This window comes from Pseudomonas sp. AL03 (assembly GCF_029960815.1).
Classification (GTDB): Bacteria; Pseudomonadota; Gammaproteobacteria; order Pseudomonadales; family Pseudomonadaceae; genus Aquipseudomonas.
This window is the reverse complement of record NZ_JASBRE010000002.1, coordinates 190,521-209,434: the sequence shown is the minus strand read 5'-3', so window position 1 is coordinate 209,434 and position 18,914 is coordinate 190,521. Positions and strand designations below refer to the sequence as shown.

Sequence of the window (18,914 nt, the reverse complement as noted above, 5' to 3'; positions counted from 1 at the left end):
CCGAACGCAGCCTCGCTGGGGCTCGACAGCTGCTACAGGGAATGCGTCGCAGCTGAAATGGCTTAACTTATCGGCATTAGGGCATGCCGCGTTGGTCAGGCACAGCGCATGCATCGGATTTGCGACTGCTTCGCAGCCGAGCGGGAGCAAGCTCCCTCGCAACAGGTACGATGTTTGTCTCAAAACTTCATAAGCATCAGCCACTGCCTCGGCCTTACAGCAACTCAAAACTCTGCGCCTTCACATCCTGAGAATCCAGGCCGATCTGCACCTGGAACTCGCCCGGCTCGGCGGCGTATTCCAACTGAGCATTGAAGAACTTCAAGTCGTTCTCATCAATGCTGAAGTGGACCGCTTTCTCTTCTCCGGCCTTGAGCATGATTTTTTTAAAGTTCTTCAGTTCTTTGACCGGACGGCTGAGGGAGCCAACGACATCGCGGATATACAGCTGAACCACTGTTTCGCCGTCGCGCTGGCCGATATTCTTCACCATGACGCTGGCGACGAGCTTGTCGGTCTTGTTCAGTGTGGTCGAAGACAGGGCCATGTCGGTCAGGCTGAAATCGGTATAACTCAGCCCATAGCCGAAGGGATAAAGCGGACCATGGGATTGATCGAAATATTGAGACGTGTAGTTGCGAGGCCCACCCGGCAGGTAGGGGCGGCCGGTGTTCAAATGGCTGTAGTAATTGGGGATCTGCCCCACGGAGCGTGGAAAGGTAATGGGTAACTTGCCGGAAGGGTTGTAGTCACCGAACAAGACATCGGCAACGGCGTTGCCTCCCTCAGAGCCGCTGTACCAGGTTTCCAGAATCGCATCGGCCTGCTCCTGCTCCTTGCCGATGGAAAGTGGCCGACCGTTCATCAATACCAGTACCAGCGGCTTGCCGGTGGCTTTCAGGGCGGTGATCAATTCACTCTGGCGTCCTGGCAGATCGAGGCTGGTTCGACTGGCCGCTTCATGAGACATACTGCGGGGCTCACCCACTACTGCAATCACAACATCGGCTTGATGTGCAGACTTCACCGCTTCGTCAATCATTTCTGCTGCCGGACGAGCGTCGTTCTCGATTTCGGACGCGCCCAGGTATTTAATAACCTCTTGATCCTCCGTGAGATTGACGCCTCGGGCATAGATCAGCGAGCCCTTATCCATAGCGCTTTTCAGCCCGTCGTAGATCGTCACCGATTGCGAGGGCACGCCGCTTGCGGACCAACTGCCCATGATGTCGACGGTACTTTTTGCCAACGGGCCTATGAGCGCGATCACACCCTCTTTTTTTAGCGGCAAGAGCTCGTTTTCATTCTTCAGCAGCACCAATGTCTTGCGTGCCACCTCACGGGCCGGCGCTCTGTGCAGACGGTTTTCGGCATTGTTATCAGCGGGGTCTTCACTGGCAACGCCGATGCGCCGGTAAGGGTCTTCGAACAGCCCCATGTCATATTTGGCCCCCAGGACTTCCCGCACTGCGTTATCGATATTGCTCTGGGAAACAGCACCAGACTCAAGCAGCCCGGGTAGCTCCGGACCATAGGAGAAGTCGTTCATGCTCATATCAACACCGGCCCTGATCGCGAGCATGGCCGCTTCGCGGTGATTCTTCGCAACACCATGCTGAACCAGATCGTTTATCCCATTGTGGTCGCTGATGACCAGCCCCTTGAAGCCCCATGCTTTGCGAAGCAGGTCTTGCATCAACCATGCATTGGAAGCGGCTGGCACGCCATTTATAGAGTTAAGCGCCACCATCATTGCTCCCGCGCCACCCTCAATCGCCGAACGATAAGGTGGCAGGTAGTCCTGGTGCATTCTGGCCAGGCCCATGTCGACGCTGTTGTAGTCGCGTCCACCCTCGACAGCACCATACAACGCGAAGTGTTTGGCGCTGGCCATGATGCTGTCGGGTGCACTTAGGCTTTTGCCCTGGTAGGCCTGAACCATCACTTTGGCAATGCGCGAAACCAGATAGGTGTCTTCACCGAAGCCTTCGGATGTACGCCCCCAGCGAGGATCACGGGCGATATCTATCATCGGTGCAAAGGTCAAATCGATACCGTCCGCACTGGCTTCTTTCGCCGCCGTTCGACCGCTTAACTCAATGGCGTCCATATCCCAGCTGGAGGCCAGCGCCAGGCCAATGGGAAAAATGGTGCGATGGCCGTGTATCACGTCCCAGCCGAAAAACATCGGTATTTTCAGGCGGCTTTGTTGAGCCGCGTCCTGCATGGGTCGGTTTACGTAACGGCTCACAGAGCCGTACGTCCCCCCGATTCGCCCGGCGGTGATCTCTTGGCGCATCCTTTCGGGAGTCATCTTTTCATCAATAGCGATCAGCCGCAGTTGGCCGATCTTTTCCTCCTGGGTCATCTGATTTATCAGGTGGGTGACAAAGGCATCTTTGTTTGACGATTCCATATCGGCCAGGACCGGCAGACTTGTAAAACCGATCAGGGCACACAGCAGACGTAATCTTTTCATGATTGCCTTCCCTGTGACGCATACCACCTGCTTGCCTTTGAAACGCCACCTTTCCTTGTGTTGAAAATCAGAAAGCTGACGTTCAAACATTGCTGCTGACGGGGGCTGAAAGCCACTGAGCTTTCAGGATCCCGCATAGCAATAGCGTAGTCGCTCCGACGCTCCTGCCTGAGAGAAAAAATATAACCGATCAAAAAATGAGTTTGATCCGGGCGCAAAACAACTGTACAAAAACACAGTATATTTTGAATCAGCACTCTCGAGCCCGGAGAACACCATGGCCTCTCTTGCGATGAAAATCACCCTGGAACGTATCGCCCTTTTCCAATTCACCCCCGCGCATTGCGCTCAGGCCCGAGCGATGCTGGGTTGGAGTGTGGAGGAGCTCTCAGAGGAATCCGGTGTCTCCGTGGACGCCATTCAGCGATTTGAGGCAGAACGCGATGTACTGGATGTCACCCGACTGGCGTTGGCGTATCGGTTTGAATCGGAGGGCCTGGTGTTCTTCCCGGGATTTGCGCCGGGGAGAGGGATGAATGTGAAAGGGTCGACGCCTGATCCGGTGGGTCGGGCGGACTACGCGATGGTCGAGTGAGGTGTCAGCAGATGAATGGGATCGATGAATGCGACAGGCGCCGTAATCCGCCTTCAGGTGATGCCGATGCGGGGGAGATGAGGGCTAAAGTCGAATACCTGATGAAGATCGGTATGCTCCTCGACACCGGTCAGTTGGGTAAGGCTGCAGCGGCGCAAAGGCTTGGGCTGTCAGCGGGGGAACTGGATGAAATACTCGGTGGAAACGCTCGTGGTCTGACCGTGGCGAAGATCGCGGGCCGCTCGATGGCGAGCGGCCCGACGGCAGAGGATTAAGCGTTCTGAAGGCATAACTTGATTACGCCTTTAGAAGGGTGAGATGACTTTCCCTGCTCGAGCGCGCTGCCAGACCCGTAACGCCAACATCACCAGCCTGGCCTCAGACCTTACTGCTCTTTAAAAGCCGGATTCTGGCGTTCTAACGAAGCTTGTTCATAGCTGTAAGCCAACGCCAGCAGTTGGGGCTCACTCCAACGCGCACCGAAAAAGAACACGGAGGTCGGCAGCTCATCGCTGTTCATGCCCGACGGGACGGTAATGCCAGGGTAGCCTGCCACCGCCGCACTGAATTGCGAGTAGCCATCGGCATCGGCGAACAATGCATCCAGATTATGCTCAGCCAATTGCTCATCAATGGCAGCCTTGAAGCTGGCATTGAGGGTGCCGAACAGTTCGGTTGCCTGTGCGTGGGTCATGTCCAGTTCGTTGATGTTTTTAAGCATTTGCTGCCCGTAGCCTTCAGCGCCCGGATTAAGTTCGTTGAAGTCGATCAACTGTTGAAGCGTCTGGATCGGCAACCCTGAGCGGCTGGCCAGGTACTCGGGCAGTTCATGTTTCATGCCCGCCATGAGGGTGTTGAAGTAGCCATCGATATCCGGCAGTTGGACTTTCAACGGCACCAGGGTAGCGCCTTGTTCTTCCAGTGTGGCCAATGCCATCAGGAATTCAAACCCTGGTCTAAGCACGCTGCCGTTCGTGCCTACGTACTCGGTTGGGTAACCGATTCTCTTGCCTTTCAATGCATCCGTGGCGAGCAGCGTGGTGTAGTCGACTCCCATCGGAGCATCGCTGGTTGCGGCATCCATGGCATCAACGCCCTGCAGAGCATTGAACATCAGTGCGGCGTCACGAACGGTGCGAGTGAGGGTGCCAGGCGTGTCCTGCAGACGCGTGATTGGAACGATACCCGATCGGCTGAACAGTCCCAACGTTGGCTTGACGCCAACTACACCGTTAGCCGAAGCCGGGCAAGTGATCGAACCGTTGGTTTCAGTGCCGATGGCCAACGGTGCGAAGCCAGCGGCTACACCTGCAGCAGAACCGGAACTGGAACCACAGATTTCACCGCTAAGCACGTGGGGATTTTTACCTTGGCCGCCTCGACCACTCCAGCCGTGGGGCAAGCCCAGTTCTCGGGTGTAAGCCCATTCGCTCATGTTGGTTTTGCCGAGAATGATGGCGCCCGCATCACGCAGCTGTTTGACGACAAACGCATCGTTTGCCGCAGGCTGACCGACCATGGCCAATGAGCCCGCGCTCGTTTGCATCGGGTCCGCAGTGTCGATGTTGTCCTTAAGCAGAACTGGAATGCCGTGCAGCGGACCACGAACGTTGCCGTCCTGACGTTCCTGGTCTAAAGCGGTGGCAATGTCGATGGCATGAGGGTTGAGCTCAATAATCGCGTTGATCATCGGCCCTTGCTTATCCAACGTGTCGATGCGCGCCTGCAAATATTCCACCAGTATTACGGAGGTGAGTTCGTTGCGCTCCATCCGTTCAGCGAGCTCGCTGACGCTCGCATATTCGAGCGTCTGAGTGGCTGATGCCGTTGCCTTGCTGTCAGCAAATGCAGACCCGGTGGCCGATAGCAGAATGATCTGCGCCAGTACCGTCATGCGGCTTTTTAAAACGTCCTTCATTTGCAGCTTCCTTGTTATGGCTAATCACGAGTGAGTCATTTCACTCGCTGCATAGCCTACCGAAGCCGTGGGAAACGGCTGTCATCCACAAGGAACCAGCAATGTAGGAAACTTCATCCAGATTTGTAGCCACTACAAGCTATACGCCCTTCTTCCTTTGTGGTGATCGACACAGTGCGCTCCCAGGCCAATGCGAGGATCCGGTCGAAGGGCTCGAACCATGCGTGCATCGACAAATCGAAGGTACCGTTGTGAATTGGCAGCAACCAGCGACCTTTGAGGTCAATGTGCGCCTGCAGGGTTTGCTCCGGCTGCATATGAACATGCGGCCACTCGACGTTGTAGGCACCGGTTTCCATGAGCGGCAGGTCGAATGGGCCGTACTGTTCACCGATGCGTTTGAAGCCGTCGAAGTAGCCGCTGTCGCCGCTGAAGAAGATCCGCGTGTCGCCGTCGATCATCACCCACGAGGCCCACAATGTGATGTTGCTATCGAACAGACCGCGACCGGAAAAGTGTTGCGATGGCGTGGCGATGAACTGGATGCCGTCAACTTCTGTGCCCTGCCACCAATCCAGCTGGCGCACTTTGCTGGCGTCGACGCCCCACTTGATCAGGGTGTCGCCCACGCCCAGCGGCGTCAGAAAGCACTTGGCCTTGTCCGCCAGTTTGAGCACGGTTTGATAATCAAGGTGGTCGTAGTGGTCGTGAGACAGGATCCCCGCTTCGATCGACGGCAACTCTTCGAGGCTGATCGGCGGCTGGTGGAAGCGCTTGGGACCGGCCCATTGCACGGGTGAGGCGCGTTCGGCGAAGACCGGGTCGGTGATCCAGAGTTTGTCCCGCAGTTTCAGCAGTACGGTGGAATGCCCGAGTCGGTAAACGCTGTGGTTAGGTGCGGCGATCAACGCTGCCTGAGTCAGGGTTTGCACCGGGACGGGTGCGGTTGGGCGGGTGTTACGCGGTTTGTGGAAGATCATGCTCCACAGGATGCGCAGGGTTTTGCGAAAGCCTTCGCGCTTTACCTGCGCATGGTTTCGAAAGAGCCCTTCTACGTGACGGGAAGCTTCAGGCGTAGAGCGCCTCACCGACCGAAAACGCGAAGCCATCATTCAAGCCGCGATTACCAAATTCCGTGCCAACGGTTTCGACATCACCAGCATGGACAAGATCGCTGCCACCGCCGGCGTGTCGAAGCGCACGGTGTACAACCATTTCCCCAGCAAGGAAGAGTTGTTCGACGAAATCCTCAATCATTTGTGGGCGCGGGTGACGGCAGAACAGGAAACGCCCTACCACCCTGGCCTGCCGCTGCGCGACCAGATGCGCCGAATGCTAATGGCGAAAATGCAGATGCTGGGCGATGACAATTTTCTCGACCTGGCGCGAGTGGCCATCGCCGCTACGATCCATTCCCCCGAGCGCGCGCAGAATATGGTCGCCCGAATGGGCGAACGTGAAGAAGGCCTGGCCGTGTGGATCCGCTCCGCCCAGGCTGATGGTCGCTTGAAACCGGTCGCCCCCGAATTCGCCGCTCAACAGATTCAGGGAATGCTCAAATCCTTTGCGTTCTGGCCACAGATTTCCATGGGTTTGCCCGGCCTGTCAGACGAGATGCAGACCACTGTTGTGGCGTCGGCGCTGGACATGTTCCTGGCCTGCTATCAGCTCTGAATCGGGCTGCAATAAATGACAAGGTCTGCCGATCGAAAGCCTGACCTCGGAAATGCATCAGCACTTTGTGGGCAAGGATCAGCCGAAGGCCTGACACCCATCAAGGCAATTTCAACGCCCGCCCCAACTCATCAAACAACGTCACCACCGAACGCAAGGCGCGGCAGTCAGGGCGGGTCAGCAACCAGAGCGCCGTGTCGTAACCGTGTAGCGGCTCGCTCAACGGTTGCAGCCCGTCACCGATGAGGAAGTCCGGCAACGCCGCGACACCGAGCCCGGCCCGCACCAGCGCAGTCACCGACAACATGCTGTTGCAGCGATAACCCGGCGTGACGCCGGGCAACTGCTGACGGCGCCACGCGACCGTGGGGTGATCGGGCAGGAAGTCGTCCGGGGCGATCCAGGTCAGCGAGGCCAGGTCTTCGCAATTGACCGATTTCAGGTATGCCGCGCTGGCACAGACTCGATACGACACCTGGGCCAATCGCCGGCCAACCAAATGCCCGGGCGGTGTGCGGGTCAGGCGCAAGGCGATATCCGCATCCCGGCGGCTGAGGTTGGCGAAGTCGTTGGAGGTACTCAACTCGATAGTCAGCGCCGGGTAGGACGGCATGAACCGCGCCAACGCCGGCAACAGCAAACCTTGCAGGACCGAATCGGTGCAGGTCAGGCGCACGGTGCCGCTGATGACTTCACCGCCCTGCTCCACGCCAATGCGCGCCGCCTCCAGTGCCTGTTCGGCCCGCTCAGCCTGCTCGGCCAGGGTCTGCGCCAAGGTGGTGGGCAAGTAACCGGCGCGGCTCTTTTCGAACAACTGCTGGCCCAGCGCGGCTTCCAGTCGGCGCACGGCGCGAAACACCGTCGAGACGTCGACTTTCAACAGCGTCGACGCCCGCGCCAGAGAGCCGCCGCGCACCAGCGCGAGGATCAGGGACAGGTCGGGATAATCCAGTCGATAGTGCATCGGTGCATTGATCAATTGGGATAACGCCAATATTGAGTGCGTGAACGCCAATCTATAGTGGGTGCCAGGAATCAACAAGCGTGGAGCGCACACATGGAAACCCGCCCAATCCGCATCGCCCTGATCGGCGATTACGACCCGCACGTCACCGCTCACCAAGCCATTCCCGTCGCCCTCGGCATGGCTGCTGAACACGCAGGCCGAGACGTGCAGTTCCAGTGGCTGGCCACCGATAGCATCAGCGCCGATGCGTCGTTGGCTGACTTCGACGGTTTCTGGTGCGTGCCCGCCAGCCCTTACCGCGATATGGACGGTGCATTACGGGCGATTCGTTTTGCCCGCGAACAGCAGCGACCCTTCCTGGGTACCTGTGGCGGGTTTCAACACGCCATACTCGAATACGCCCGACATGTTCTAGGCTGGGACGATGCCGAACATGGCGAGACATCGCCCGATGCGGCGCGAGCGCTGCTCACGCCACTGACCTGTTCGCTGGTGGAAGCGGTCGAGAGCATTCATCTGGTTGAAGGCTCGTTGATCGCCGAGGCGTACGAAAGCGCTGAGGTTGTCGAAGGGTATCGCTGCCGCTACGGCGTTAACCCTGAGTTCGAACGTGAGTTGTTGACCCAACAGCTGTGCGCCGTCGGACACGATTCTTCGGGCGACTTGCGGGCAGTGGAATTACGCGGGCACCCGTTCTTCGTCGCGACGCTGTTCCAACCTGAACGCGCAGCGCTCAAAGGCAAGCTGCCGCCGCTGGTCCGTGCGTTGATCGCAGCCTGCACAAGGCAGAAATCATGATCGCCAAGACGCCGCCAGCGCCTTACTACGCAGTGATTTTTACCGCCCTGCGCACCGACGGTGATCACGGTTACGAGCAGGCCGCCAGGCGCATGGTCGAACTGGCCCGTGAGCAACCCGGTTTCCTGGGTGTGGAATCGGCTCGGGGTGAAGATGGACTCGGGATTACGGTGTCCTACTGGGCCAGCGAAGCGGCGATTCTGGCGTGGAAACATCATCCCGAACACAGTGAAATTCGCGAGCGTGGACGGTCGACGTGGTATTCGGCGTGTTGTACGCGGGTGTGCAAGGTTGAGCGGGATTATCGGTTTCAGCAGTGATGAGTGCGGTGTCTTTCAGGCCGTATCGCGAGCAGGCTCGCTCCCACATTGGTCTAGTGATCGACACATAACCCATGTGGGAGCGAGCTTGCTCGCGATAGGGCCCGCACAGTCACCGCAAAACTCAGCTCTGCACCAGACTGCGAACCGCGGAAATCTCCGGCACTTCCCGCCGATTCATATACACCCGCAGCGGTTCGGTGATGTTGATCCGGTCATCGATGTTCTGATCCAGCAACAACTGAATCAACTCACGTTTGAGCGTCATGGCCTGCCCGGAACCCGAGGTCCAGACGAATTCACTGGTGGGAATAATGCCGTCATCCGCCACGTCCATACCGAACGAGTCTTCGCTGAAACGAACGATGTACTGGCCAGTCTTGCGATTGAGGCCGACGAAGCCTTTGAGTTGGTCGGCGGCCTGGCAGATGAGCTCGGAAGTGATGCGCATGATAAACCTCACAAAAGGTCGTAATGGACCGGTGATCGATGGTTTACACGCAGGGCAAGCGAATGGATTTCCCTCTGCCGGGGAAATTGCCGGGGCCAAGAGTACTGCAAAGAACCGCACAAAAGTGCGGAAAAAATCAGCTTTAAACACGTTTATGTCGGTCTGGCGATAGCGCAAGCGGCGCTCAGTTGTTAAAAGATACGTCTTTGTAAATCTGCGAAAGGACCTCGACCATGCCTGTTACCTTCACCAAGAGCGCCCTGTTGCTGAGTCTGATGCTGGGCCTCGGCCAGGCACAGGCCGCCAGCGAGCCAAGCTCCACTGCACTGGCAACCCGCACGGGCATCCCGCACCCGGCAGTGATCGCCCACCGTGGTGCGTCTTTCGATGCACCGGAATCCACCGCAGCAGCCTACAAACTGGCCCGCGATCTGGGTGTCGACTACCTGGAGATGGACGTGCAACGCAGCAAGGATGGCGTGCTTTTCGCCCTGCACGACGACAACCTGCAACGCACCACCGACGTCGCCAGCAAATTCCCTGAGCGCAAGGACCGCCCGGCCAACGAGTTCACTATCGCCGAGCTGAAAACCCTGGATGCTGGCAGCTGGTTCAACTCCGCCTACCCGGATCGCGCGCGTCCTTCCTACGCCGGTCTGAAAATCCTGACCCTCGATGAAATCATCGACATCGCCCAAGGCAACCCGCTGCACAAGCCGGGCCTGTACATCGAAACCAAAGAGCCGAAGCAATTTCCCGGCATTGAGCGCGACCTCAAGGATAAATTGCAAGATCGCGGCTGGCTGAGCCCGGCCGGTTCGAAACTGGCGAAGAGCAATCTGGCGGTTGGCCAGGGCAAAGGCAAAGTTGTGCTGCAAACTTTCGAGAAGAGCAGCCTCGAACTGCTCGAGAAGGAAATGCCGAAAGTGCCGAAAATCCTCCTGCTGTGGGTCGGCGAAGGCAGCATCGAACCGAAATCCAAGGTGACGTTTGCTGAATCCGGTGACAAAGACAAAGCCACTTATTACGCCAAACAACAACCGAAAGACAAAGCCGAATTCCAGCAATGGGTCGAGTACGCCAAAGCCCAGGGCGCGATCGGCACCGGCCCTTCTGCCGCGCTGACCAAGGGTGGCGATCAGAGCTACTCGGACCTGGTGCAACCCTGGATGAACCAGTACACCCACGATCAGGGCTTGCTGGTGCACGTCTACACCATCGACGATGCCGTGGATTACCAGAAAGTCATGGACGCCGGCGTCGACGGCATCTTCACCAACCGCGCCAGCGAACTGCTCAAGTTCTACAAACGCCCGGCGGCTGCCAGTGTTGCGCAATTGCTGCAAAACAACGGTTATTGAACACTGCGAGAAGCGCCCAAAGGAATTAAGGGTGAATTAAGTTGCGCAAGCTAACCTGATCCCACTTAAACAGATCACCCCAAGGAAAGAACTTCATGAAAACCCTGACTGCACTCTTCACTGCCGCTGCCCTGACCCTCACCGCTGGCCTGGCCCAGGCCGATGTTCGCGTCGACCAGATCCCTGAGCTGGTCAAGAGCGGCAAGATCAAGCCTTTGGAAGAAATGCACGAGGCCGCGCTGAAGTTGCACCCGGGTGCGACCATCACCGACACGGACTTGGACAACCACTTCAATAACTATGAGTACGAAGTGGAACTGAAAACCGCTGACGGCAAAGAATTTGACGTGGACTTCGATGCCACCACCGGCAAAGTCCTGAGCGACAAACAAGACACCTGATGCACACATAAAAAGCCGCACGATTTTCGGATCGTGCGGCTTTTTTGCCGATCCGATTCAGACAATCAAATACTTTGACGCAGCGACCACAGCCTCTACGCCTTGAACTCGTTAGCGTGACTCACGGACGATTGGCTGTTAAACATCTCGACCTTGGCATGGGAAGCACTTGAGGTGGAGATCGTTTCATCCAGATGTTTAATCACGTAGTAAAACGCCCCCGTTCCAGTCACCTGTGCCAGTTTTTCTTTGTCCAAAGAAAAATGTACTGGAAAGTGATCACCTTCTCGATAGATGTGAGTGCCCACCACAATGTCACCCATCAACACAGTGATTTCCTCGCCAACTTTAAAGTGTTCTCGTTCTGGAATGATTACTTTCGGGCTCAGTGGGTTTGCCAGGTCAACGTATAAAACGACTACCTGACCACCGACAACTGTCATAGGGCTCAAAGACTCGGCCATCGCAACGCTCCTTGTGGAAGTACTGGCGCATGTTCGGTTCGAAAATGCGTGCCAGTGGTTATCTAGCGCTGCGAGAAAAAACCTGTCTACTGTCAGAAATAACAGGTGGCGGCTAAATCAGGCGCTTCAACCAAGCGTATTCGATCAACGGTCACCTGAGCGTTCAAGCACCGTCAATATCATTGCTTGACATCGACACTACTGACTTGAGATCAACTGTGTACCAACTCGGTAAGCAAACCGGTACACAGCCCTTCCCGTTAGGCGCTTAAACGCGCCGTCACTTCATTCAACTGCCCCGACAACCCGTGCAAGTTGTGGCTGGCCGCTTCGGTGCGCTGCACGTTGTCCAGGTTGGTGCTGGCGATGCTGGTGATTTCGGTGAGGTTGCGCGAGATGTCTTCGGCCACCGAGGTCTGCTCTTCGGCGGCGGTGGCGATCTGGCGGTTCATGTCGCGGATGGCTTCCACCGCATGGGTGATGCGCTCCAGCATGGCGCCGGCCTGGGTCACTTGCTCGACACTTTCTTCACTGCGCGACTGACCGCTTTCAATCGCCTGGGCCGCATCCACCGCTCCGGTTTGCACGGTTTGAATGATCTGGTTGATTTCGATGATCGACGCCGCCGTGCGCTGGGCCAGGCTGCGGACTTCATCGGCCACCACAGCGAAACCGCGCCCTGCTTCACCGGCACGGGCCGCTTCGATGGCTGCGTTGAGCGCCAGCAGATTGGTCTGCTCGGCGATGCCGCGAATCACTTCCAGTACCTTGCCGATGCGCCCGCTGTCGGTTTCCAGACGACGGATGACCATGGCGGTGTTGGCGATTTCGCCACGCATTTGGGTGATGGTGTGAATGGTGCCCTGCATGACTTTTTCGCCCTGCTGAGCGGACTGGTCGGCATCGTCGGCTGCACGCGCGGCATCGGCGGCGTGACGCGCGACTTCTTGCGCGGTGGCGGACATTTCGTTCATCGCCGTGGCCACCTGATCGGTTCTGTTGAACTGCTCGTTGGTGCCGCTGGCCATCAGGGTGGCGATGGAATTCAGTTCACCGCTGGCGTTGTCCAGATCCGAGGCACTGCGCTGCAAACGGCTGAAGGTTTCGGCGAGGAAATCGCGCAGGGTGTTGGCCGCTACCGCCAACTTGCCCAACTCATCCTGTCGGCTGCTGGCCACGCGTTCGGCAAACTTGCCCTGGCTGAGTTGCGCCACGTACTCGATCAGTTTGCGAATCGGTTCCACCAGGTTGCGGTTGACCAGCCACAGGCTCAACAGGCCGATCAGCAGACCCGAGGCGAGCATCACAATGATCCCCAGCAACACGGTGCGATCGGCATCGGCGCTGATCAGCTTCGATTGCTCGGCACCCTGCTTGCGCAATTCGCTGACCAACTCGCTCATCTGATCGCTGGTCGCGCGGTCCATACCTTTGACCGCCGTGTCGCCAGCCGTTGGGTCGGCACCTGCCGCCACATAGGCGTCACGACCTTTTTGATAAGCCGTACCCAACAGGCGATGTTCGTCCCGCAGGCGTTCGATGCGAGTCTTGAGTTGCGGCTCAATACCCTTCTGCCCGGCCAGCTCGCCGAGGATGCCCTGCACATCGCGTTGACGGTCCTCGAATTGTTTCCAGTATTTGTCCAGGTCCGCAGGCTGCTTACCGCGTAGCAGAACGTTTTTCCACTCCTGAACCTGAACCTTGAATTGCAGGTTGGCTTCATCGATCAATTGCGAGGTGTGCAGCGGGCCTTCGATCAGATTCGCGTAGTTCTGAACACCGCTGGACAGAAAGTGAAAGCAGGCCAGGGCGATCAGCAACATGGCCAACAGGCTGCCGCTCAACAAGGCAAGGATTTGTGCTCTCAGGGATTTTTGCAAAAACATCGAGTGCTCTCATGACAGGGATAAGGCACGCCCGTCAGGCGTGCAAGGTGTCCGGACATCCCTGTCAGCGACGCTGGCCCAAGACCGCACCGCGAAATTCAACATCAACATCATCGGCGTGCCAGCGCCTTTCTTTAGCGCTTCCGACCACCGGTAGAGTGAATTTTCAGCGCCACGAGACTGTCACAAAACGGTCAAAAATCCTTGCAATGATGCGGTTCAAGTGAACCTGTGAAACCCGCCGTAACGCGATCTGTAGCAGCTGGCGAAGCCTGCGTTCGGCTGCGGAGCAGTCGTGAAATCAGGCAATGCATTGCCATAGGAAGACTGCGTGCTCAGGCTTGACGACTGCTGCGCAGCCGAACGCAGGCTTCGCCAGCTGCTACACAAAGCGACCGACAGCGCCTCCTTCAGCGAGCCCTCATGAACCACAGCATCGACCAAAGCCATCGCGACCCGGACCTGTTCGGTCTGCTGTACGGTTTCAGTTTTCGCCCCGGTGAGCGCGGCCGGGAGATCGATTCGGCCAAGGCATTGCAATGCCTGCAACAGCCCGGCGACAGCGACGAGTTTCTCTGGTTACACCTGAACCTCGCCCACGCCGCCTGCGAGCGCTGGATGAAGAGCCATCTGGAATTGCCGGACGAATTTTTCGAAGCGCTGCATGAGGGCTCACGTTCGACGCGCATCGAGCATGTGGATTCGGCGTTGCTGGCGGTGGTCAATGATGTGGTGTTCAACCTCAGCAGCATGGTTTCCTCGGATGTCTCGACGCTGTGGGTCTGCGCCCGCAGTCGGCTGATCATCAGCGCACGCCTGCAACCGCTGCACTCGGTAGACAAGCTGCGCTCCTCGGTGAAGGCCGGTGAGTGCTTTCGTTCGCCGCTGGAATTGCTGGTGCATCTGCTGCGCGATCAGGGCGAAGTGCTGACCCAGATCGTGCGCAAGACCAGCCTCAGCGTCGATCAGGTCGAAGATGAGTTGCTGTCCTCGCGACTGTCGACCAATCGCGCCGAACTGGGTGCCAATCGTCGAGTGCTGGTGCGCCTGCAACGCTTGCTGGCGCTGGAACCAGGCTCATTGCTGCGCCTGCTCAATCGCCCACCGCAGTGGTTGCAAAAGGAAGACGTCAAGGAACTGCGCAAGTCCACCGAGGAGTTCGCGCTGATCATCAACGACCTCACGGCTTTGGGCGAGCGAATCAAACTGTTGCAGGAAGAAATCGCCGCCAACCTCAACGAACAGAGTAACCGCACACTGTTCACCCTGACCGTGGTCACGGTGCTGGCACTGCCGATCAACATCATCGCCGGTTTCTTTGGCATGAACGTCGGTGGGGTGCCGCTTTCCGACGATCCGGAGGGGTTCTGGATTCTGGTGGCATTGGTCGCGACGTTTACCGTGATCGCCGGGCGTTGGGCGTTTCGTAAGCGCCAGGATTATTGAACAAACCTCCACCCCCGTTCCCATAGGGAACGGGGGTGGGTTCTGATGGACGGCATTAGCAAAAACCCAAACACAGACCCAGCGCAGCCTCTCTGTAACATGAGCAACGATCATGACCGACACTCTTCCCTTCTCAGGATTGTCCGTCATGGCTACTCCTTCCCTCACCGCCGCTCAGGCGCCCACCAGTAGCGCAAAACCGCAACTCGACAAGAAACCCAGCCTGCTGACCATCGTGATTTTCTTCGCGGTGCTGGGCAGTGGCCTGTTGTTCACGGCTTACAGCCTGATGCACGACATGAACGAACTTGGCACCGTGATGACCACCTGGACGCCGTTTCTGCTGTTGGGCGTGGCGCTGCTGATTGCCCTCGGCTTTGAGTTCGTCAATGGTTTCCACGACACCGCCAACGCCGTGGCCACGGTGATTTACACCAACTCCTTGCCGCCGAATTTCGTGGTGGCCTGGTCAGGCTTCTTTAACTTCCTCGGGGTGCTGCTGTCCAGCGGCGCGGTGGCGTTCGGCATCATCGCCCCGCCGCAATAGTGTGGAACCTCGGCACCTGGTGGCTGGGTTTGCCAGCGTCTTCGTCGCACACCCTGATCGGCTCGATCATCGGTGTCGGCGTGGCCAATGCCTTGATGCACGGTCGCGACGGCACCAGCGGTGTGGACTGGGTTCAGGCGACTAAAATCGGTTACGCGCTGCCGATGGCTTACGCGCTGAACCGCGCCATGGCGGCAGACCAGGCGCTACAGTTTGCCGCCGTAGCCGAAGTCACCCAGCAAGCACTGGTGAAAAGTTCGCCGCTACCGGCGCCCGCCCGATCCTCGCGCGGTGCTGTCCGATCACATGCGCAGCAAGGAAGCCTCACCACAACTGATCCCCGCCCTCGCCGCGTTGGCCGGCAATATCGGTAACGAAGTGAAGGGCTACGGCTCGCTCTCGAAAGCCCCGGCCGAGGCCATGGGCAACGTGCGTAACGACATGTACCTGACCAGCGAAACCATTCGCCTGATGGACAAGAACAAGGTCGGCAACTTTGACGCCGACACCAGCGGCAAACTGCAACTGTTCAAGCAACAGATCAACAACGCCACGCGGTTCATTCCGCTGTGGGTGAAAATCGCAGTGGCCATCGCCCTGGGGCTGGGCACCATGGTCGGCTGGAAACGCATCGTGGTGACCGTCGGCGAGAAGATCGGCAAGACCCACCTGACTTATGCGCAAGGCGCCTCGGCGGAAACCGTCGCCATGCGGACCATCGGCGCCGCCGACATGTTCGGTCTGCCGGTGTCGACCACGCACGTGTTGTCTTCGGGGGTGGCCGGGACCATGGTCGCCAACGGCGGAGGTTTGCAGATGAAGACCATCCGCAATCTGCTGATGGCCTGGGTATTGACCTTGCCGGCGGCGATGCTGTTGTCGGGCAGCTTGTATTGGTTGTTCACCCAGTTGTTCTAAGGTCAGGTGGTTGACTGGATCACCTGCCCCAACCAATCCATAAATGCCCTCACCCGTAACGGCAAATGCCGTTGCCGGGCATAGAGCAGCGATACCTCCGTGGATGGCGCATTGAATGGCGGCAGCACCGCCACCAGCTCGCCACTGAGCAGGTGGGGCTGCATGCCCATCAGCGGCGCCTGAATCAAACCAAAACCGCCCAGACACGCCGACTCGTAACAATCGGTGCTGTTGACCGTGACGCTGCCCGCCATCGGCACCCGATGCAACGTGCCCTCTTGCTCGTACACAAAACCCTCCGACCGTGAGCCCAGTACGCCGACGTAATGGACCAACCGATGCTGCGCCAGGTCTTCGAGCCGTTCAGGCACGCCATAACGCCGCAGATACGCGGGGCTGGCGCAGTTGACCATCGCGAAATCGCATACGTGGGGCGCGACCACCGATTGATCCGGCTGCGCGCCGACTCGCATCACGCAATCAAACCCTTCGCTGAGCAAATCGATCCGGCGGTCGGTGCTGCTGATTTCCAGCTCAAGATTGGGGTGCTGAGCCATGAACTCGGGCAGACGCGGCATCACCACCCGACGGGCCAGAATGTTCGGCATGTCGATGCGAATCCGCCCAACGAGCGATGCCTCGTCCTGGCGAAACAGCCCTTCGATTTCGTCCATGTGCGACAGCGAGTCCTTGCTGCGCTCGTACAACACCAGGCCGTCCTGAGTCGCCTGAACCTTGCGCGTGGTGCGTTGCAGCAAACGCGTGCCTACCAGCAATTCGAGGGCCTGGACGTGCTCGGACACGGTGGACCTCGGCAAACCCAGGCTTCACCGGCGAGGGTAAAACTCGACATCTCGCTGACACGAACGAAGGTGCGCAGCAGTTCCAGTTTGTTCATGGGCCGACCTTCTATTGTTCAGTCAGGTCGCCGATGTATTGCGCAGCCGTTTTGATCGCGAGCACTTTGACTTTTTGATCAACAACGCCGGCATCGGCCTGACCGCGAACTTCGTTGACACCACCGTCGCCCAGTTCGATTTGCTGATGAACATCCATTTGAAAGGGCCGTTTTTCCTCACCCAGAACCTGCTGCCGCTGATGGCTGATGGTGGCCGCATCCTCAACGCCGCGATTGCGCTGTTGCTGGCGCCGGGCAGTCAGTGGATCAATGGGCAACGCGTCGAAGCGTCGGGCGGGATGTTTTTGTAACCTGAAACCTGTGGCGAGGGCTTGCCCCTCGCCACAAAAATAACCGCGCTCAACCAACTGTGCGAGGCATCAGGACCCGCTCCCGCACTACGTCATAGGCCCAGTGGTAGACGTAGGTGTACGGCAGGAAAAACAGCAACACACCGATGTCCAGCAGAAACGCTTGCCACAGGCTGACCTTCAGCCACCAGGCAATCAACGGCACACCCACCGCGACCAGACCGCCTTCGAACAACAGCGCATGGACAACACGCACCCACGCGTTGTGCACGATGTCGTAGTGTTTGAGCGCACGGTCGAACAATCCGTTGAAGACCACGTTCCAGGCCAGGGCAAGTGCCGCGATAGCCGTGGTCACGACGCCCATATCGAGCATCGGTTTGTCCATGATCCACGCCAGCAACGGGGTACAGATCAGGATGGCCAACAACTCGAAACCAATGGCCTGGAAAATACGTTCAGTAATGGATTTGTTCGCGCTCATGGCCAGACTCCTCTGAGTGACTGTGGTTGCCATGATCCTACTTCACACCGATACTTCATAACCAATAACCATCGATCAAGGCGATAGTTCATGGCGTCTCAAGAAGTGTTGCAGGCGTTTGTGCAAGCGGCGACTCAAGGTTCGTTTTCTGCGGCGGCACGCAAACTGGGCCGCAGTCAGTCAACCATCAGCGCTGCGGTGGCGAGCCTTGAAATCGATCTGAACCTGACCCTCTTCGACCGCAGCAGCCGCAAGCCGAGCCTGACCGCGGCCGGGCACGTGATGCTGCAACGGGCCGAGGAAATTCTGGCCGCCACCAGCCGACTGGAAATGACCGCCAGCCAACTGTCTCAAGGGGTAGAGCCAAAATTGACCGTGGCGATTTCCGACACCTATCAATCCGACCGTTTCGAAGCGGCGCTCAGTGCTTTCGAGCAGCGCTATCCGGACCTGGAACTCGAATGCCTGATCGCCGAATGCGATGACCTGGTGGCGCTGGTGCAACGTGGTCGAGCACATGTCGCCTTCGCCGAAAAACAAGACAGTTACCCGCCGGACCTGGTCAGTTCGACCGTGGAGGAACGGACGGAGATTGCCCTGTTCGTGTCTCGTGAGCATCCGTTGGCGGCGCTGAGCCACATCGATCAAGACGTGTTGCAACACCATCGGGAACTGCGTCTGGCGACGATCGTCAATCCGTATGAAAGCCGTGCGAAGGGACGCGTCTGGTCGGCACCGAGTTATCTGATGCTGCTGGAAATGGCCCAGGGTGGATTCGGCTGGGCGCCGTTGCCCCGGTGGCTGGTGGAGCGGTTTGGTGCAGGGACGCTGGAGGAACTGGACGTGCGTGGCTGGCCGAAACCGGTGTTCGTCGATGCGCTGTGGTCGCGGCTGCATCCGCCGGGGCCGGCGGGGAGTTGGTTGCTCGGCAAGATGTTGGAATAGCGATGGCGGGGGCCACCCCAGAGGGGAAAGGGTGGGTGAAGGGTCGATCTT

17 protein-coding genes and 3 pseudogenes are annotated in these 18,914 nt (G+C 58.2%); 11 read left to right on the top strand and 9 right to left on the bottom strand.

Annotated features, from left to right (window positions below; translation table 11 throughout):
- Nucleotides 1-214: 214 nt before the first annotated feature.
- Nucleotides 215-2,479 carry a beta-glucosidase BglX gene (gene bglX / locus QK293_RS03070; RefSeq protein ID WP_282375539.1) on the bottom strand — a complete coding sequence of 755 codons (2,265 nt, stop codon included), beginning with the start codon at nt 2,477-2,479 and terminating at the stop codon, nt 215-217.
- 277 nt (nt 2,480-2,756) lie between these two features.
- Here bglX and QK293_RS03065 point away from each other — a divergent pair, with 277 nt between their 5' ends.
- A complete protein-coding gene (locus QK293_RS03065) occupies nt 2,757-3,074 on the top strand; it encodes a helix-turn-helix transcriptional regulator (RefSeq protein WP_282375537.1) in 318 nt (105 codons plus the stop codon).
- 11 nt (nt 3,075-3,085) lie between these two features.
- Nucleotides 3,086-3,349, top strand: coding sequence for a hypothetical protein (locus QK293_RS03060; protein WP_282375534.1), 264 nt, complete (start codon nt 3,086-3,088; stop codon nt 3,347-3,349).
- A gap of 110 nt (nt 3,350-3,459) precedes the next feature.
- Here QK293_RS03060 and QK293_RS03055 read toward each other — a convergent pair whose 3' ends face one another.
- Nucleotides 3,460-4,992: an amidase family protein gene (locus tag QK293_RS03055; protein ID WP_282375531.1), complete on the bottom strand. Its 1,533-nt coding sequence runs from the start codon at nt 4,990-4,992 to the stop codon at nt 3,460-3,462.
- A gap of 113 nt (nt 4,993-5,105) precedes the next feature.
- On the bottom strand, nt 5,106-6,104 hold the full coding sequence (locus QK293_RS03050) for an MBL fold metallo-hydrolase (protein WP_282375529.1): 999 nt from the start codon (nt 6,102-6,104) through the stop codon (nt 5,106-5,108).
- Here QK293_RS03050 and QK293_RS03045 point away from each other — a divergent pair.
- Nucleotides 6,100-6,666 carry a TetR/AcrR family transcriptional regulator gene (locus tag QK293_RS03045; RefSeq protein WP_282375761.1) on the top strand — a complete coding sequence of 189 codons (567 nt, stop codon included), beginning with the start codon at nt 6,100-6,102 and terminating at the stop codon, nt 6,664-6,666. The two genes, QK293_RS03050 and QK293_RS03045, sit on opposite strands and share 5 nt — an antisense overlap.
- A 100-nt stretch (nt 6,667-6,766) precedes the next feature.
- Here the strand turns inward: QK293_RS03045 and QK293_RS03040 are convergent, their stop codons facing one another.
- Complete coding sequence (locus QK293_RS03040) at nt 6,767-7,708, bottom strand: LysR family transcriptional regulator (RefSeq protein ID WP_282375760.1); 942 nt, start codon at nt 7,706-7,708, stop codon at nt 6,767-6,769.
- Nucleotides 7,709-7,723: 15 nt separating this feature from the next.
- Here QK293_RS03040 and QK293_RS03035 point away from each other — a divergent pair, with 15 nt between their 5' ends.
- Together QK293_RS03035 and QK293_RS03030 are read left to right on the top strand one after the other, a co-directional pair.
- Nucleotides 7,724-8,431, top strand: a complete 708-nt coding sequence (locus tag QK293_RS03035) for a CTP synthase (RefSeq protein ID WP_282375527.1) — start codon at nt 7,724-7,726, stop codon at nt 8,429-8,431.
- The gene (locus QK293_RS03030) at nt 8,428-8,751 is read left to right on the top strand and encodes an antibiotic biosynthesis monooxygenase (RefSeq protein WP_282375525.1); all 324 of its coding nucleotides are present in this window, start codon (nt 8,428-8,430) and stop codon (nt 8,749-8,751) included. Before QK293_RS03035 ends, QK293_RS03030 begins: the two co-directional genes overlap by 4 nt.
- Before the next feature lie 124 nt (nt 8,752-8,875).
- Here QK293_RS03030 and QK293_RS03025 read toward each other — a convergent pair whose 3' ends face one another.
- Complete coding sequence (locus QK293_RS03025) at nt 8,876-9,202, bottom strand: DUF2025 family protein (protein ID WP_282375523.1); 327 nt, start codon at nt 9,200-9,202, stop codon at nt 8,876-8,878.
- A gap of 233 nt (nt 9,203-9,435) precedes the next feature.
- On the opposite strand from QK293_RS03025, the gene QK293_RS03020 reads away from it, so the two are divergent.
- The gene (locus tag QK293_RS03020) at nt 9,436-10,563 is read left to right on the top strand and encodes a glycerophosphodiester phosphodiesterase (protein ID WP_282375521.1); all 1,128 of its coding nucleotides are present in this window, start codon (nt 9,436-9,438) and stop codon (nt 10,561-10,563) included.
- 95 nt (nt 10,564-10,658) lie between these two features.
- The gene (locus QK293_RS03015; protein WP_282375519.1) at nt 10,659-10,964 is read left to right on the top strand and encodes a PepSY domain-containing protein; all 306 of its coding nucleotides are present in this window, start codon (nt 10,659-10,661) and stop codon (nt 10,962-10,964) included.
- A gap of 95 nt (nt 10,965-11,059) precedes the next feature.
- Here the strand turns inward: QK293_RS03015 and QK293_RS03010 are convergent, their stop codons facing one another.
- Both QK293_RS03010 and QK293_RS03005 read right to left on the bottom strand, forming a co-directional pair.
- Nucleotides 11,060-11,428 carry a hypothetical protein gene (locus QK293_RS03010; protein WP_282375517.1) on the bottom strand — a complete coding sequence of 123 codons (369 nt, stop codon included), beginning with the start codon at nt 11,426-11,428 and terminating at the stop codon, nt 11,060-11,062.
- A 260-nt stretch (nt 11,429-11,688) separates the two neighbouring features.
- Nucleotides 11,689-13,314 (bottom strand): methyl-accepting chemotaxis protein, encoded by a 1,626-nt coding sequence (locus QK293_RS03005; RefSeq protein WP_282375515.1) that lies wholly within the window; start codon nt 13,312-13,314, stop codon nt 11,689-11,691.
- 423 nt (nt 13,315-13,737) lie between these two features.
- On the opposite strand from QK293_RS03005, the gene QK293_RS03000 reads away from it, so the two are divergent.
- Nucleotides 13,738-14,760: a transporter gene (locus QK293_RS03000; protein WP_282375514.1), complete on the top strand. Its 1,023-nt coding sequence runs from the start codon at nt 13,738-13,740 to the stop codon at nt 14,758-14,760.
- A 148-nt stretch (nt 14,761-14,908) separates the two neighbouring features.
- Nucleotides 14,909-16,225, top strand: a pseudogene (locus QK293_RS02995) (inorganic phosphate transporter).
- A 2-nt stretch (nt 16,226-16,227) separates the two neighbouring features.
- Here the strand turns inward: QK293_RS02995 and QK293_RS02990 are convergent.
- Nucleotides 16,228-17,123: pseudogene (locus QK293_RS02990) on the bottom strand (LysR family transcriptional regulator).
- A gap of 20 nt (nt 17,124-17,143) precedes the next feature.
- Here QK293_RS02990 and QK293_RS02985 point away from each other — a divergent pair.
- Nucleotides 17,144-17,434, top strand: a pseudogene (locus QK293_RS02985) (SDR family oxidoreductase); the annotation flags it as partial.
- A 49-nt stretch (nt 17,435-17,483) separates the two neighbouring features.
- On the opposite strand, the gene QK293_RS02980 reads toward QK293_RS02985, so the two are convergent.
- Nucleotides 17,484-17,918, bottom strand: coding sequence for a multidrug/biocide efflux PACE transporter (locus QK293_RS02980; RefSeq protein WP_282375513.1), 435 nt, complete (start codon nt 17,916-17,918; stop codon nt 17,484-17,486).
- Nucleotides 17,919-18,008: 90 nt separating this feature from the next.
- Between QK293_RS02980 and QK293_RS02975 the strand changes: the two genes are divergently transcribed.
- Nucleotides 18,009-18,863 carry a LysR family transcriptional regulator gene (locus QK293_RS02975; RefSeq protein ID WP_282375511.1) on the top strand — a complete coding sequence of 285 codons (855 nt, stop codon included), beginning with the start codon at nt 18,009-18,011 and terminating at the stop codon, nt 18,861-18,863.
- Nucleotides 18,864-18,914: the final 51 nt, after the last annotated feature.

Bases quoted from the DNA above. Each gene is read 5' to 3' on its own strand.
- QK293_RS03035 (WP_282375527.1), top strand. From the start codon at position 7,724: ATGGAAACCCGCCCAATCCGCATCGCCCTGATCGGCGATTACGACCCG.
- QK293_RS02980 (WP_282375513.1), bottom strand. From the start codon at position 17,918: ATGAGCGCGAACAAATCCATTACTGAACGTATTTTCCAGGCCATTGGT.
- QK293_RS03055 (WP_282375531.1), bottom strand. From the start codon at position 4,992: ATGAAGGACGTTTTAAAAAGCCGCATGACGGTACTGGCGCAGATCATT.
- QK293_RS03030 (WP_282375525.1), top strand. From the start codon at position 8,428: ATGATCGCCAAGACGCCGCCAGCGCCTTACTACGCAGTGATTTTTACC.
- QK293_RS03060 (WP_282375534.1), top strand. From the start codon at position 3,086: ATGAATGGGATCGATGAATGCGACAGGCGCCGTAATCCGCCTTCAGGT.
- QK293_RS03005 (WP_282375515.1), bottom strand. From the start codon at position 13,314: ATGTTTTTGCAAAAATCCCTGAGAGCACAAATCCTTGCCTTGTTGAGC.
- bglX (WP_282375539.1), bottom strand. From the start codon at position 2,479: ATGAAAAGATTACGTCTGCTGTGTGCCCTGATCGGTTTTACAAGTCTG.
- QK293_RS03050 (WP_282375529.1), bottom strand. From the start codon at position 6,104: ATGATGGCTTCGCGTTTTCGGTCGGTGAGGCGCTCTACGCCTGAAGCT.
- QK293_RS03000 (WP_282375514.1), top strand. From the start codon at position 13,738: ATGAACCACAGCATCGACCAAAGCCATCGCGACCCGGACCTGTTCGGT.
- QK293_RS03015 (WP_282375519.1), top strand. From the start codon at position 10,659: ATGAAAACCCTGACTGCACTCTTCACTGCCGCTGCCCTGACCCTCACC.
- QK293_RS03020 (WP_282375521.1), top strand. From the start codon at position 9,436: ATGCCTGTTACCTTCACCAAGAGCGCCCTGTTGCTGAGTCTGATGCTG.
- QK293_RS03065 (WP_282375537.1), top strand. From the start codon at position 2,757: ATGGCCTCTCTTGCGATGAAAATCACCCTGGAACGTATCGCCCTTTTC.
- QK293_RS03010 (WP_282375517.1), bottom strand. From the start codon at position 11,428: ATGGCCGAGTCTTTGAGCCCTATGACAGTTGTCGGTGGTCAGGTAGTC.
- QK293_RS03025 (WP_282375523.1), bottom strand. From the start codon at position 9,202: ATGCGCATCACTTCCGAGCTCATCTGCCAGGCCGCCGACCAACTCAAA.
- QK293_RS02975 (WP_282375511.1), top strand. From the start codon at position 18,009: ATGGCGTCTCAAGAAGTGTTGCAGGCGTTTGTGCAAGCGGCGACTCAA.